14 protein-coding genes and 1 pseudogene are annotated in these 14,442 nt (G+C 65.2%); 8 read left to right on the plus strand and 7 right to left on the minus strand.

Features of this window, described 5'->3' with window-relative positions; translation table 11 throughout:
* Positions 1 to 195 (minus strand): annotated as a pseudogene (locus M529_RS32885) (acetyl-CoA carboxylase biotin carboxyl carrier protein); the annotation flags it as partial.
* Between the two features lie 70 nt (positions 196 to 265).
* Positions 266 to 706: a type II 3-dehydroquinate dehydratase gene (gene aroQ / locus M529_RS32890; RefSeq protein WP_021317524.1), complete on the minus strand. Its 441-nt coding sequence runs from the start codon at positions 704 to 706 to the stop codon at positions 266 to 268.
* A 134-nt stretch (positions 707 to 840) separates the two neighbouring features.
* On the opposite strand from aroQ, the gene thiS reads away from it, so the two are divergent.
* The 8 genes from thiS (at position 841) to M529_RS32930 (ending at position 8,949) form a co-directional block, all read left to right on the plus strand.
* Positions 841 to 1,842 carry a sulfur carrier protein ThiS gene (gene thiS, locus M529_RS32895; RefSeq protein ID WP_021317525.1) on the plus strand — a complete coding sequence of 334 codons (1,002 nt, stop codon included), beginning with the start codon at positions 841 to 843 and terminating at the stop codon, positions 1,840 to 1,842.
* Positions 1,843 to 1,920: 78 nt separating this feature from the next.
* Complete coding sequence (locus M529_RS32900) at positions 1,921 to 2,631, plus strand: CoA transferase subunit A (protein ID WP_021317526.1); 711 nt, start codon at positions 1,921 to 1,923, stop codon at positions 2,629 to 2,631.
* Positions 2,631 to 3,512 (plus strand): HAD family acid phosphatase, encoded by an 882-nt coding sequence (locus M529_RS32905; RefSeq protein ID WP_021317527.1) that lies wholly within the window; start codon positions 2,631 to 2,633, stop codon positions 3,510 to 3,512. The genes M529_RS32900 and M529_RS32905 overlap by 1 nt, the downstream gene beginning before the upstream one ends.
* Positions 3,512 to 4,147, plus strand: a complete 636-nt coding sequence (locus tag M529_RS32910; protein WP_031294824.1) for a CoA transferase subunit B — start codon at positions 3,512 to 3,514, stop codon at positions 4,145 to 4,147. The genes M529_RS32905 and M529_RS32910 overlap by 1 nt, the downstream gene beginning before the upstream one ends.
* 13 nt (positions 4,148 to 4,160) lie before the next feature.
* Positions 4,161 to 4,601 carry an HIT family protein gene (locus M529_RS32915; RefSeq protein WP_021317529.1) on the plus strand — a complete coding sequence of 147 codons (441 nt, stop codon included), beginning with the start codon at positions 4,161 to 4,163 and terminating at the stop codon, positions 4,599 to 4,601.
* 48 nt (positions 4,602 to 4,649) lie between these two features.
* Positions 4,650 to 5,942: a glycosyltransferase family 4 protein gene (locus M529_RS32920; protein ID WP_021317530.1), complete on the plus strand. Its 1,293-nt coding sequence runs from the start codon at positions 4,650 to 4,652 to the stop codon at positions 5,940 to 5,942.
* A 93-nt stretch (positions 5,943 to 6,035) separates the two neighbouring features.
* A complete protein-coding gene (locus M529_RS32925; RefSeq protein ID WP_021317531.1) occupies positions 6,036 to 7,682 on the plus strand; it encodes a capsular polysaccharide export protein, LipB/KpsS family in 1,647 nt (548 codons plus the stop codon).
* Positions 7,675 to 8,949 carry a capsule biosynthesis protein gene (locus M529_RS32930; RefSeq protein ID WP_021317532.1) on the plus strand — a complete coding sequence of 425 codons (1,275 nt, stop codon included), beginning with the start codon at positions 7,675 to 7,677 and terminating at the stop codon, positions 8,947 to 8,949. Before M529_RS32925 ends, M529_RS32930 begins: the two co-directional genes overlap by 8 nt.
* A gap of 10 nt (positions 8,950 to 8,959) precedes the next feature.
* On the opposite strand, the gene M529_RS32935 is transcribed toward M529_RS32930, so the two are convergent.
* The 5 genes from M529_RS32935 to M529_RS32955 form a co-directional block, all read right to left on the minus strand.
* Positions 8,960 to 9,757, minus strand: coding sequence for a sulfite exporter TauE/SafE family protein (locus tag M529_RS32935; protein ID WP_021317533.1), 798 nt, complete (start codon positions 9,755 to 9,757; stop codon positions 8,960 to 8,962).
* Between the two features lie 94 nt (positions 9,758 to 9,851).
* Positions 9,852 to 11,024 carry a polysaccharide biosynthesis/export family protein gene (locus M529_RS32940; protein WP_021317534.1) on the minus strand — a complete coding sequence of 391 codons (1,173 nt, stop codon included), beginning with the start codon at positions 11,022 to 11,024 and terminating at the stop codon, positions 9,852 to 9,854.
* Positions 11,025 to 11,121: 97 nt separating this feature from the next.
* Positions 11,122 to 12,021 (minus strand): NAD-dependent epimerase/dehydratase family protein, encoded by a 900-nt coding sequence (locus tag M529_RS32945; RefSeq protein ID WP_021317535.1) that lies wholly within the window; start codon positions 12,019 to 12,021, stop codon positions 11,122 to 11,124.
* Positions 12,022 to 12,042: 21 nt separating this feature from the next.
* Entirely contained in the window at positions 12,043 to 13,077 is a 1,035-nt protein-coding gene (gene gmd, locus M529_RS32950) for a GDP-mannose 4,6-dehydratase (RefSeq protein WP_021317536.1), read from the minus strand.
* Between the two features lie 43 nt (positions 13,078 to 13,120).
* Complete coding sequence (locus M529_RS32955) at positions 13,121 to 14,440, minus strand: UDP-glucose dehydrogenase family protein (protein WP_021317184.1); 1,320 nt, start codon at positions 14,438 to 14,440, stop codon at positions 13,121 to 13,123.
* Positions 14,441 to 14,442 lie beyond the last annotated feature (2 nt).

Raw genomic sequence — 14,442 nt, forward strand, 5'->3', positions numbered from 1 at the left:
GGCCGCGACCGGCGCGGGGGCGGCCACATAGGCGGGAACACCGGCACCACCGCCGACCTTGCGCGCGACGCGGATCTTCCGATCGCCGTCTTCCACCTCGATTTCGGTCAGATTGGTGTCGTCGAGCAGCGCGGCGAGATCCCGCACCAGCTGCACGTCCACCTGCATCGCGCCCTTTTCATGCTTGTCGTTCATCTGCAATCCCGATGGATAATGTCGTTCTTGACGCCCGCGCCTATGCGTATTTGCGTCGAAGCGCAACTTTCTAGAGTTCGAGCGCCGCCTCCAGCGCCAGCATGTAGGACATCGCGCCGAAGCCGGCGATCGTTCCCTTGGCCGCCATGCCGACATAGCTTTTGTGCCGGAACGGGTCGCGCGCGTGCGGATTGGACAGGTGCACCTCGATCACCGGCACCGCGATCCCCTTGATCGCGTCGTGCAGCGAAACGGAGGTGTGCGTCAGTCCGCCCGCGTTCAGCAGCACGGCGTGGGCACCCTCCGCATGCGCCTCCTGCAGCCAGTCCACCAGATGACCTTCATGGTTCGACTGGCGGAAGTCGATCTCCACATGTGCGCGCGCGGCAGCATCCTCCATGCGCTCGGCGATGTCGTCCAGCGTGTCGTAGCCGTAGATTTCCGGTTCGCGGGTACCCAGCATGTTGATATTGGGTCCGTTCAGTACGAAGATCCTGCGTGCGTCGGCCATGGGGCTTCCTGTTCCTCTCGGCTTGCCGGTTGCGGCGGGGGCGATTGCGTCCCTATATGCGCCCAGACCTTTAGCCCCGCCTGTCGCGCCAAGTCGAGACGGGTTTCATCTTTCAGCGAACGGGAAGCCGCACAGTGAGCATCGATGGCACCATTTCCATCCACATCAACGGCGAGCATCGTCGGGTGCGTGGCGGCATCACGCTGGCCGCACTGGCGAGCGAGCTGGGTTTCGTGCCGGAGAAGGTGGCGGTGGAACGCAATCTGCAGGTGGTACCCCGTTCCACTTTGGCGCAGGTCCCCGTGGAGGACGGCGACGAGCTGGAGATCGTGCATTTCGTCGGTGGCGGCGATGCATCGTCGGTGGACGACGACAGCTGGTCAGTAGCGGGCAAGACCTTCCGATCGCGCCTGATCGTTGGTACCGGCAAGTATAAGAGCTTCGAGCAGAACGCCGCGGCGGTCACGGCGTCGGGGGCGGAGATCGTCACCGTGGCCGTGCGGCGGGTGAACGTCAGCGATCCCAAGGCGCCGATGCTGACGGACTATATCGACCCGAAGAAGATCACCTACCTGCCCAACACCGCCGGCTGCTTCACCGGTGAGGAGGCGATCCGCACCCTGCGGCTGGCGCGCGAGGCAGGCGGCTGGGATCTGGTCAAGCTGGAGGTGCTGGGCGAGGCGCGCACGCTCTATCCCGACATGGTAGAGACCCTGCGCGCGACGGAGATCCTGGCGAAGGAAGGCTTCAAGCCGATGGTCTATTGCGTCGACGATCCGATCGCGGCCAAGCGGCTGGAAGATGCGGGCGCCGTCGCGATCATGCCGCTGGGCGCCCCGATTGGATCGGGCCTCGGCATCCAGAACCGGGTCACCATCCGCCTGATCGTGGAAGGCACCAGCCTGCCGGTACTGGTTGATGCGGGTGTGGGCACCGCGTCGGAAGCGGCGCAGGCGATGGAACTGGGCTGCACCGGCGTCCTCATGAACACCGCCATTGCCGAGGCGAAGGATCCGGTGCTGATGGCCGCCGCGATGAAGGCCGGGGTCGAGGCGGGCCGCATGGCGTATCGCGCCGGCCGCATGGGCAAGCGGATGTATGCCGACCCATCCAGCCCGCTCGCCGGACTGATCTGATCTCTTTTCGCTCTCGCAGCAAATTGACCGACTCCGCAGCTGTGCCTATGGCTGTGGGCAGAACAGAGGAGGATTGCGATGGTGAACAAGCTCTACCCCGATGCGGCAGCGGCGCTGGAAGGGCTCCTCTTCGATGGCATGCATCTGTGCGCGGGCGGCTTCGGCTTGTGCGGCATTCCCGAACGGCTGATCGACGCGATCCGGGATTCGGGCGTCAGGGATCTGACCATCGCCTCCAACAATGCCGGCATCGACGGCGAGGGGCTAGGCAAGCTGCTGCGCACGCGCCAGGTGAAGAAGATGATTAGCTCCTATGTCGGCGAGAACAAGGAGTTCGAGCGGCAATATCTGGCCGGCGAGCTGGAGGTTGAATTCTGCCCCCAGGGCACGCTGGCCGAACGCTGCCGCGCGGGTGGGGCAGGCATTCCGGGTTTCTACACCAAGACGGGCGTCGGCACAGCCGTCGCCGAGGGCAAGGAGGTCAAGACCTTCGACGGCCAGGACTATATCCTCGAACGCGGCATCTTCGCTGATGTCGCCATCATCAAGGGCTGGAAGGCCGACGAAAGCGGAAACCTGATCTTCCGCAAGACGGCGCGCAACTTCAACCAGCCGATGGCGACCGCCGCGAAGATCTGCGTCGCCGAGGTCGAGGAAGTGGTGCCGGTCGGCAGCCTGGACCCGGACGCGATCCATCTGCCGGGCATCTACGTCAAGCGCCTGATCGTCGGCGCGCCCTATGACAAGAAGATCGAGTTCCGCACGGTAAGGCAGCGGGAAGCGGCGTGATGCCGCCTCGCGCCAGTGCCTGCGGGCTGGCGGTGGCGGCAGTCGCGCTGCTGTCGGCCTGCGTGGCCGATCGGCCTGCGACCGGAGCTGCCCCGCCGGCCAATCCGCCCGCGGGCATGCAATATCTCTACGGCTCGGGAGAGGCGGCGGCGCTGTCGGTGCAGGCCTTTACCGCGCTGATGACCCATGTGATGGCCAAGGTAAAGGCGCGTCCCGTCGACAGCGTGGTGCTGGCCGAAGGCGCCAGCCTGGAGCAGCCGCGTTTCGTGCCCTGCGGCGACAAGCCCTTCGCGGCCGTGTTCGACGTCGACGAGACTGTGATGCTCAACATCGGCTTCGAATATCATGACGCGACCACGGGCAGGGGCTATGACGCCGCCGCCTGGGACGCCTGGGAAAGGACCGGCGCGGGTGCCGTGAGCGCCGTCCCCGGCGCTGCCGAGGCGGTCCAAGATCTGCGCAACATGGGCGTTACGGTGGTCTTCAACACCAACCGCTCAGCCGCCAATGCCGAGGCGACGGCGGCGGCGATCAAGGCGGCGGGATTGGGTGAGGCGCTGCACGGCGTGACGCTCTATCTCAGCGGCGACGATGCCATGGGGTCGCGCAAGGACGGGCGACGGGCGGCGATTTCAGCGAAATATTGCGTCATCGCCATGGGCGGCGACCAACTCGGCGACTTTTCCGACCTGTTCAATGCGGGGCAGTCCGTGACCGCGCGCCGCGAGGCGACGATGCAGGGGGCCATCGCCCATCTCTGGGGCAATGGCTGGTTCGTCCTGCCCAACCCCGTCTATGGCAGCGGCCTCAAGGGCGGCTTCGACGATGTTTTTCCGGCAGACAAGAAGTGGGCGATGCCCGCCCAAGGGGAGAAGAAATAATGCCCTGGACTCGTGACGAGATGGCCGCACGGGCGGCGAAGGAACTGAAGGACGGCTTTTATGTGAATCTGGGCATCGGCATCCCGACCCTGGTGGCGAACCATATCCCCGAGGGAGTCGAGGTGACGCTCCAGTCCGAGAATGGCATGCTCGGCATCGGTCCCTTTCCCTATGAGGGCGAGGAAGACCCCGACCTGATCAATGCGGGCAAGCAGACGATCAGCGAACTGCCGCAGTCGGTCTATTTCTCCTCGTCGGACAGCTTTGCGATGATCCGGGGCGGGCATATTGACCTCACCGTGCTGGGCGCGATGGAAGTTGCGGAAAATGGCGACATCGCCAACTGGATGATCCCCGGCAAGATGATCAAGGGCATGGGCGGCGCCATGGACCTGGTCGCCGGCGTCAAGAAGATCATCGTGGTGATGGAGCATACGTCGAAGGACGGCAGCCCCAAGTTCATCCCGGCCTGCACCCTGCCGCTGACCGGCAGGAACGTCGTCGACATGATCGTCACCGACCTTGCCGTTTTCCAGCGGCCGGACCATGACAGCCCGTTTGCACTGGTCGAGCTGGCCCCCGGCGTCACGGCCGAGGAGGTCGCCGCCAAGACCACCGCCCATTATGTGAGCTGAAGGAACGGCGACGATGAGCCTCGATGGCGCCTATGACGAAGCCAATCCCTTTGCGCTGATCCTGCAGGGCAAGATTCCTTCGACCCGGCTTTACGAGGACGACCATACGCTGGCCTTCCTCGACATCATGCCCCAGTCGAAGGGGCACAGCCTCGTCATCTCCAAATGGTCGAAGGCGCGCAACATCCTGGAGGTGGAGGACGAGGCTCTGGCGCAGGTCATGGCAACGGTGAAGAAGGTAGCCGTTGCGACCCGCACTGCCCTTTCGCCCGATGGCATCCACGTCGCGCAGTTCAACGGCGCTCCGGCAGGACAGACGGTTTTCCACCTGCATGTCCATATCGTTCCGCGCTGGGCTGGCGGACCGGCGGGCTTCTCCGCGCACGGACAGGGGCCGATGGCCGATCTGGCGGCGCTGCAGGCGATTGCGAACGAGATTCGCGCACAGTTCTGATGGTGGTGCCGACGTTCATTCCGCCCCGTCCAGCCGGGGCGCGCTGACATGGCGCTCAAGCCTTTCAAGGCGCCCGGCGCGCGGCTCGCCCTTCGCACCAAGCCTGCCAGCGACCGGTTCGCCGGCCGGCTGGGTGAGACAGAGGTCATCCTCGACATATCCCGCCTGATGTGGCGCAGCTTCCATCCCACGCCGACAGGCATCGACCGCGTCGAATATGTCTATGCGCGCGAGCTGCTGGAGCGCATGCCCGAGCGGCTGGCCTTTGCCGCGGTCCATCCGGTGGGCGGCTATTATGGCCGGCTCAACACCGCCGCGGTGCGCCAGTTCCTGGCCTTCACCACGGCACGCTGGCGCAATGTCGACCGCCCCGGCCCGGGGGAGAGCAGGGCGGCGATCCTGCGCCGGCTTTTCTCGCTGCGCCCGCGCCCGGTACCGCTCGCGAAGGGGCCGCGCGTCTATCTCCAGGTGTCGCCGCATCATCTGGAGGATGATGAGAAGGTGGGGGACATCCTGCGGGCCGAGGGCGCGAAGTTCGTCAATCTGGTCCATGATGTCATCCCGTTGACCCACCCGGAATTCGCGCGCCCCAACGGCGCCGAGGACCATCTGCGCCGAGTCCGCACGATCGACCGCTATGCCGACGGCATCATCGGCAACAGCCAAGCCACGATCGACGCGCTGGCGCCGCATCTGACCCGTGGACTGGACGGCCGCGCGATTCGCGTCGTTCATTTCGGCGCCGACCCGCCCGACCTCTTCGGCCCGAAGGGACACAGCGTCCCGGACCGCCCCTATTTCGTCTACATCTCGACCATCGAGCCGCGGAAGAACCACCTTCTGCTGCTCAACGTCTGGCGCCGGTTGGTGGAACAGCTGGGCGACGAGGCGCCGGTGCTGGTGCTGATCGGGCGGCGCGGCTGGGAGAATGAGAATGTCGTCGACATGCTGGAGCGTGCCGAGGCGCTGCGCGGCCATGTGATCGAGGCAGGCGAGCTGCCCGACAACCAGATGCAGGCGCTGGTGGCGCAGGCCCGGGCGATGCTGATGCCCTCGTTCGAGGAAGGGTTCGGCATGCCGGTGGTGGAGGCGCTGGCGGCCGGGGTGCCGGTGATCTGCAGCGATATCCTTGCCCATCGCGAGGTCGGCGGCGATGCGCCGGACTATGTCGATCCGATCGATGGCCTGGGCTGGCTGCGCATGATCGACGCCTACCGCAAGCCGGATTCACCGGAACGCGCCGCGCAGATACAGCGCCTTGGGGGATGGCGGGCGCCGACCTGGCGCGACTATTTCGATGTGGTGACCGACCTCCTTGATGAGGTCGCTGCATCCCGCTAACCCGATGGTCCCGTTAATGTCTAGGCCGGTTTCCATGCCCTGGCGTCTTCCATTATTACCCTTGCCGTTCCGGGCGGCCGTTGGGGTGAAGGCGTGACGGAACGGCTGTCCGCCCCCTTCCTGCGTTCGCCGCCATTTCCGGGCATCGATCCCGCGGTGGCCGCGATCAGCACGAGGCAACAGCCGGGCGATCAGCCGGCGGCGGTGGATGATGCCTTGCTGGAAAGCGTCGCGAAGGCGCGCGTCGGCGGCTGTTTCTGGGGCGGTCGGCCCGGCGGGATCGTGATCGTGGGACGGCAGGGGGTGCCGATAGCGCGCGAGCGGCGCGCCGGACTGGAGGCGGATGCCATCGGCCTGCTTCCCGGCGGGCGTTTGGCTGCCAGGGGTGGGCAGGGACGGCCTCTGAAGGAGGATTGCGATCCCTGGACCCTGGTGCAGAACGCGCGCTCTGTCCATGCCGAGGCGGATGACGAGCTGGCGATGGTGGCCGGGCTGCTCGGCATCCCCGTCTATGGTCCCGACCTTCAGTTCGTTCCGCCCGCTCGCCTGCGGGAGGAAGCGCGCCTTGCCATTGGCCGCGCCCGTTATCGCAACTGCTTTGCAGACAGCGAATCCTCCGTGGCGGAGGCGATAGCGCAGCTGGGCGACTGGCGACGGCAGATCGACGGTAATCAGGGCATCGCCGCAGCGAGCGGCATGGCGTTCTGGAAGCGCGAGGTCATCGGCGATTTCCTGTGGGATGGCCAGAATTCTCCGCCCTTCCTGCCGCCGCACAGTGGTCTGCGACGAGCGGCGCGGGAGGGCGGTGCGCTGGCTGTGTGGCCGTCGCGTGTTCCGCCCGACCTCCCCAGGGAAGCGGCGGCGCGATCGGTGCCGCTGGTCCGGGTTGAGGACGGGTTCCTGCGCTCGCGAGGATTGGGCGCCGCTCTCCATCCTCCGGGATCGGTGGTGGTCGATCGGACGGGCATCTATTATGACGCTACCCGGCCCAGTGATCTGGAAACCCTGCTGGCGACGCATGATTTTTCCTCCGCGCTGCTTGAGCGGGCGCGGCTCCTTCGCGCCCGGATACGGGAAGCGGGTGTCACGAAATACGGGCCGCAGTCTGGCGCGATGATCGATCTGCCGGCGGGACGGCGCACGGTGCTGGCCGTGGGCCAGGTGGACGACGACCTTTCCGTGCGGCTGGGCGGCGCCGGTGTCGGCGGCAACGAGGATTTCCTGGCGCGTGTAAGGCGCGCCGAGCCCGAAGCCTGGATCGTCTACCGGCCGCATCCCGACGTGCAGGCGGGGCACCGCAAGGGCCATCTCAGCGATGCGGTGGTGCTGGCTCATGCCGATCGCATCGATACGGGGGCACCGCTGATGGCGCTGGTTGAAGCGGTCGACGAAGTCCATGTGCTCTCCTCGCTCACGGGCTTTGAGGCACTGATGCGTGACAGGCCCGTCACCGTTCATGGCATGCCCTTCTATGCAGGCTGGGGCCTCACCCGCGACCTCGCCCGCCCTAATGCGAGAAGGGGGCGGCGACTTTCCCTTGACCAGCTTGTCGCGGCGGCGCTCATTCTCTATCCTCGCTATATCGATCCCGTGACGCGTCTGCCTTGTGGTCCTGAATGGATGGTGGAGCGGATGGCGAACGGCTCGACCCCGACGACGACATGGCTTATCAGGTTGCGGGCGCTGCAGGGGAAGCTGAGACGGTTGATGACCTTGTCCGCAGAGTATCTGAATGGTTGACGCGTCCCAAAAGACCTTTCTTTTCCTTCAGGGACCCCACGGTCCGTATTTCGCGATGCTGGCGGAGGCGCTGCGAGCCCGCGGTCATGGGGCGCTGCGTATCAACATCAACGGCGGCGACAAGCTGGACTGGCCGGGGGAGGCGACCGACTATCGCGGAACGTTCCGCAACTGGCCCCTCTTCTTCGACGATTTCATCGTCAATCACGGGGTCACCGACCTGCTGCTCTATGGCGATTGCAGACCCTATCACGCCTCGGCGCATGGCATGGCACGGCTGCGCGGTGTCCGGGTCCATGTCGTGGAGGAAGGCTATATCCGCCCCGATTTCCTGACGTTGCAGGACGATGGGGTGAACGGCAACTCCACGTTGCCGCTGGAACCGCAATGGTATTTGGACCAGGCGCGGGCGCTGCCGGAATATCAGGTACTGCCGCCGGTTCCTTCGACCTTCCGGGCGCGTGCGCGCAACACCATGCGCAACGGCTTGGCCTCAGCGCTGCTCCGGCCCTATTTCCCCTTCTATCGGACCCATCGGCCGCACAGCTTCCTGATCGAATCCGTGTCCTGGTGTTACAAGCTGTTGCGACGGAATCGCGACCTCACCAAGGCGGCTGCGGAATGGGAGCGGGTGAAGGACGAACGCTATTTCTGTCTGCCGCTGCAGCTGAACTCCGACTATCAGATCCGCGTGCATTCGCCGTTCGGTAATATGCGGGCCGGATTGCGTTTCGTGCTCAAGAGCTTCGCGCGCTATGCGCCCACCGATGTCAAGCTGGTCGTGAAGCGGCATCCGCTGGACCCCGCACTGGTGGCATGGGAGCGGCTGACGCGCCGCCTGGCCGTGCAATATGGCATAGAGGACCGCGTCGTCTATCTGGCCGACTGGGACATTGCGGAGGTCGTGGCAAAATCGGTGGGTGTCGTCACCGTCAACAGCACCGTGGGCACGCTGGCGCTCAACAGCGGCAAGCCGGTGTTGGTGCTCGGTCATGCGGTCTACAAGGTGCCTGGAGTCGTGCATCATGGCAGCCTGGACGAATTCTGGGCCGCGCCGCGCTCTCCGGACATGACCCTCTATTCGGCCTTCCGTCGCGTGCTGGTCGATCGCTGCCTGATCCGCGGCGGCCTGCTGAGCGAAGAGGGGCTTCAGATGCTGGTCGACAACGCCGTCGAACGTCTGGCTCGTGAGCCAGCGGAGGTGGTCGCCATACCGCAAGGCCGTCGGCGCCGCGCGGCGAACATGGTGCACGGCGACGCCGCCTGATCGACGGACGCTATCGGATCAGCTGCCATCCGATGGTGAAGAGGACGACCGCGAGCAGCGGCTGAAGAATCCGCTCGGATGCGCGCGACGCGAGCAGAGCACCGACGATGATGCCGGGAATGGAACCCGCCAGCAGGTTGAGCAGCAATCCGCCGTCCACATTGCCAATCCACAGATGCCCCAGACCCGCGACCAGGGTCAGAGGCACGGCATGGACGATGTCCGTTGCGATCAGGCGCTGCATCCGCATGCGAAACGGGTAGAGCGCCAGGAGCAGCGTCGCGCCCAGCGCCCCGGCGCCCACCGACGTCAGCGTGACCATGGTGCCTAGGAGGGCGCCTGCCAGCACCGTCAGCGCCGGTTGCCAGCGCAGGATGGCTTTGCCGCCATCGCCGCCGCCGCTGGCGCGTAGCGCCCACGCATGAAAACGGCCGCGCATCAGGGTGGCGAAGGCGGTGAGGATCAGCACGCAACCCAGCGCAGCCATGACGACTCCGCTTTTGACCTGATGCGCGTCGATCCGGGCCAGCAGCAGCAGGACGATGACGGAAGCGGGCAGGCTGCCGAGGCACAGCCGTCGGATCACCTGAAAGTCGGGACCGCCGTCAGGACCGCCATGACGATGGTGCACGAAGCCGCCCACGCTCTTGGTGATGGCGGCGAACCACAGGTCGGTGCCGACCGCTGTGGTCGGCGCGACGCTGAACAGCAGGATCAGGATGGGCGCCATCAGCGATCCGCCGCCGACGCCGGTCATGCCGACCATCAGGCCCACGAACAGGCCGGCGATAAGATGCAACCAGTCCATTCATGCTCCCGTCAACTGCCCAATGTCCATGACGGCCCCTCCCGCACCGGTTGGGATGGAGGCCGACATGGATCAACTGGTCACTATCCTGCCATCAGTTGGAACTGACCGCATTGTCGATCGCGATAATCGGGAACACAGTCGAAGCCATGATGCCGACAAAGCGCTGGAATTCGGCGATCGTGCTGTTGGCGACATAGATGACGTCCTTGTCGTGCACGGTAAAGCGCTGCATCGCCAAATAGGTGCCGGGATCCTTCATGTTCACCCGATAGATAACCGGCACCCGGCCCTGTGCGTCCTTGGTGACGGGGCCGCTGGCGGCAGGCACGGCGGCGGGATTTTCCCAGCGGAACAGGAACAGACCCTTGGGATCGGCCCGGTTGTCCTGCAGTCCGCCGAACCGGCCCACCGCCTGCGCCAGCGTCAGGCCCGTGGCTTCGAAATTGATCTCGTCATTCTTTCCGGCAGCACCGATGACAGTGAAGCTGTAGGGCTGGAACAGCGCGGTCACTACGTCGCCCGTGCGGAGCACGACATTCTGCCGGGGATCGCGGATGACGGCGGAGAGCGGCATGGAATAGGCCTGGCCGCCACGGCTGACCTGTATGGTGACCTTGTCCGAAGGCGCCTTGGTGCCGCCGGCGGCCGCGATCGCGTCCAGGATGGTTTCGCCCTTGGCCGTCAGCGGCATACGGACGCTCCTGTCGACTTCGCCGACGACAGAGACATTGGCGCTCATGTTCCGGATCAGGCGCACGGCCGCCTGGGGAAGGTGCGCCTTGCCCCGCAGGCGTGCGGTGATATCCCGCTCGATCTCCGAAAGCGTCCTTCCCGTTACCTGGATCATTCCGGCGAAAGGCACCGAAATCTGACCGGACGGTCCGACGAGATATTGCGGCATCGAAGTCGAACGGCTCGTGTCCACGGACGTCGCGATGGGCGCGGTGCTGAACAGCACCGCCGGCGGCGCCTCCCAAATCGTGACCTCCAGAACGTCGCCGGGGCCAACGATCTCGCCTACCGGCTCAGATTGGCCAAGGGTCTGGGCAAAGCCGGGCGTCGGCGGCATCACGCTCGCCTGCCAGCTGTTTTCGTCCAGGTTGATGACTTGGATGCCCTGGATGGTGGTGTTCTTGTCGGCATTCACGACGCGTTGCGTCCCCGGGCCGACCGAGGTGCAGGCGGATGCCAGGAGCAGGATGCCGAGGGCAGCGCTGCGCGGCGCGTGAAGCTCCGCAGTGAGGCGGTTCAGCAAGCAGATCATCGAGTCTCCCAGCGCCCCTGCGGCGCGTCGTTTGGCGTGTGATTGTCAAACAATAGGCTGCACCCGGTTGCAAGCCTAATATGGATGCACGGTACCTTCACGCACCCAGCATCCAGGCCAGCGTATCGTCCAGCGGTATATGGGTCAGCGGGCCGATCAGCGATTCTATCAGCATGGGGCTGCCGCACAGGGTCTTCACCTCGTCGGCCCGCACGAAGGCCGGATTGACCGAGACCTGAAAGTCATGGCCGGACAGGCGCCGCACGCTGTCGAGCACGCCCGCGAGGCTCGTCGCCCGGCCCGAGCAGACGTTGACCGCCCGACCGATGGCAGCGGGCGTGCCGAGCAGCCGCGCATAGGCGTCGACGACTGTTCGGACGTCGGAAAAATCGCGGGCCACGTCCAGATTGCCCAGCTCGATGACGGGCGCCCGGCGGCGGACATGGTCGACGATCTTGGGGATCAGGAAGCTCGTCGACTGACCGACGCCGGTATAGTTGAACGGACGCGCCACGATGACCGGCAGCTGCGCTCCCGCCACGCCGCAGACATATTCGGCCGCGACCTTGGTCACGCCATAGTCGTTGGCCGGCGCGGGCGGGGTGTCTTCGTCCAGCGTGCCGCCGCGACCGTTCCCGTAGATGTTGGCGCTGCTGGCCACGAGGACGGAGCGCAGCCTGCCCGCACATCCCTGCAGGGCCGTCAGCAGGTGACGGGTGCCGACGATGTTGGTTCGGTACATTTCCTCCACGTCGCCATGAGCAACGAAGGCGATGGCAGCCAGGTGTACGACATGGTCGGGCTTCACCTCCTCGATGATGTCCCGCACGCGCGGCAGGTCCGCCAAGTCGCAGGCAAATGTCCGGGTAAGGCCGGGCACAGTGCTTTCCGCAGGTCCATGGCTCAGGCCCACGACGGCATGACCCGCCTGCTCGAGCGCCGCCGCCAGATAGCGGCCGGTGAACCCGGTCGCTCCCGTGATCAGCGTGGTGGTCATGCCGGCATCCTCATGCAGGTTTCAAAAGCTGAAGCCAGCTTCGTTGCGCCGCAGGTCGGCCTTCACCATCATGGCGCACAGATCCTCCAGCGACGTGGTGGGCTCCCAGCCGAGTTTGCTGTGCGCATAGCCGGGATCACCGATCAGCAGGTCGACCTCGGCGGGCCGGTAAAATCGGGGGTCGATCCGCATCACTGTCCTGCCGGAACGCCTGTCTACGCCGATCTCCTCCTTGCCCTCACCGGAAAAATCGATTTCGATGTCCGCCGCCTTGAAGGCCAGCTCTACGAAATGGCGCACCGTTTCGGTGCGGTTGGTGGCGAGCACGTAGGTATCGGGTTCCTCGGCCTGCAGCATACGCCACATGCCGTCGACATATTCCTTTGCGAAACCCCAGTCCCGGCGTGCGTCGATATTGCCCAGGGCCAGGCAGTCCAGCTTGCCGAGTGCGATCTTGGCCACGCTGTCGGTGATCTTGCGCGTAACGAACTCGCGACCCCTCAGTGGGCTCTCATGATTGAACAATATCCCGCTGCAGCCGAATATGCCGTAGCTTTCCCGGTAGTTGACCGTGCTCCAATGGGCATAGAGCTTCGACACGCCATAGGGGCTGCGCGGCCAGAAGGGCGTGCTTTCGTTCTGCGGCACCGCCTGCACCTTGCCGAACATCTCCGACGTGCTTGCCTGATAGAAGCGTGCGGCCGGATTGACGATGCGGATCGCTTCGAGGAGGTTGAGTGGGCCGATGCCGGTGATCTGTGCCGTCGTAAGCGGCTGCTCGAAGGACACGCCGACAAAGCTCTGCGCCGCGAGATTATAGACTTCCGACGCTTCGGACTGGTCGAGCAGGCGGATCGAGGTGGACAGGTCGGTCAGGTCATATTCGACGAGGCGCAGGTTAGGGTGATCCTGGATTCCCAGCTCCTCGATCCGCCAGAAATTGACGGAACTGGTGCGGCGATAGGTGCCGAATACCCGGTATCCCTTGGCCAGGAGCTGCTCGGCAAGATAGGCGCCATCCTGGCCGGAAATGCCGGTGACAATCGCAGATTTCATGAGATATCCTGAACTAAGACTGATTTGACCATGACCGCTTTCTTCACTTTTCGGTACCTTTTCCGCCGACGCGAGAGAGGGTGAAGCCGGCGTTTTGGGCTTCCTGAATGGGGTATATGTTGCGCAGGTCGACGAGGGTTGGCTGGTTCATGGAGGCGGCGAGGCGCTTGAGATCGAGGGCGCGGAAGGCGTCCCATTCGGTGACGAGGACGAGCGCGTCGGCGCCTTTGGCGGCCTCATAGGCGTCCTTTGCCATGGTGACCTGTGGCATCAGCGGTGCGGCGACGTCCATGCCCTCGGGATCATAGGCGACGATGGTGGCGCCGGCATCTTCGAGCGCCTGGACGATGGCGATGCTGGGGGCGTCGCGCATGTCGTCGGTGTTGGGCTTGAAGGTGAGGCCGAGCAGGGCGACGGTCTTGCCGCGGGCCTCGCCGCCGAGCGCCTTGACGATCTTGCGGCCCATGGCGCGCTTCCTGAGGTCGTTGACCTGCACCACCGTCTCGACGATGCGGATCGGGGCGTCATGGTCCTGGCCGGTCTTGACCAGGGCCAGCGTGTCCTTGGGAAAGCAGGAGCCGCCATAGCCGGGCCCGGCATGGAGGAACTTGGAACCGATGCGGTTGTCGAGGCCAATGCCGCGCGCCACGTCCTGCACCTCGGCGCCCACCGCCTCGCACAGGTCCGCCATCTCGTTGATGAAGGTGATCTTGGTGGCGAGGAAGGCGTTGGCGGCATATTTGATGAGTTCGGCGGTGCGCCGCCCGGTGAACATCACCGGCGCCTGGTTGAGGTTCAGCGGCCGGTAGATCTGCGCCATCACGTCGATCGCGCGCTGGTCGCCGGTGGTGCCCACCACCACCCGGTCGGGCCGCTTGAAATCGCCGATCGCCGCGCCCTCGCGCAGGAACTCGGGGTTGGAAACCACCGCGATCTCCACGTCGCTCCGCGCCTCGCGCACGATCCGCTCCACCTCGTCGCCCGTGCCGACGGGCACCGTCGACTTGGTCACGATCACCGTCGGGCCATCCACCGCCGCCGCGATCTCCTTGGCCGCCGCATAGACATAGGACAGGTCCGCATGCCCGTCTCCCCGGCGCGACGGCGTCCCCACCGCGATGAAGATCGCGTCCGCGCCCTTCACCCCCTCGCCAAGGTCCGTCGTGAAGCTCAAGCGGCCCGCCGCCGCATTGCTCCCCACCAGATGGTCCAGCCCAGGCTCGTATATCGGCATCCGACCCGATTCGATCGCCGCAATCTTCCCCGCGTCCTTGTCCACGCACACCACGTCGTGACCAAAATCCGCAAAACACGCCCCTGACACCAAACCCACATAGCCCGTGCCGATCATCGTGATTTTCATAA

It is taken from the genome of Sphingobium ummariense RL-3, from assembly GCF_000447205.1.
GTDB classification, from domain to species: domain Bacteria; phylum Pseudomonadota; class Alphaproteobacteria; order Sphingomonadales; family Sphingomonadaceae; genus Sphingobium; species Sphingobium ummariense.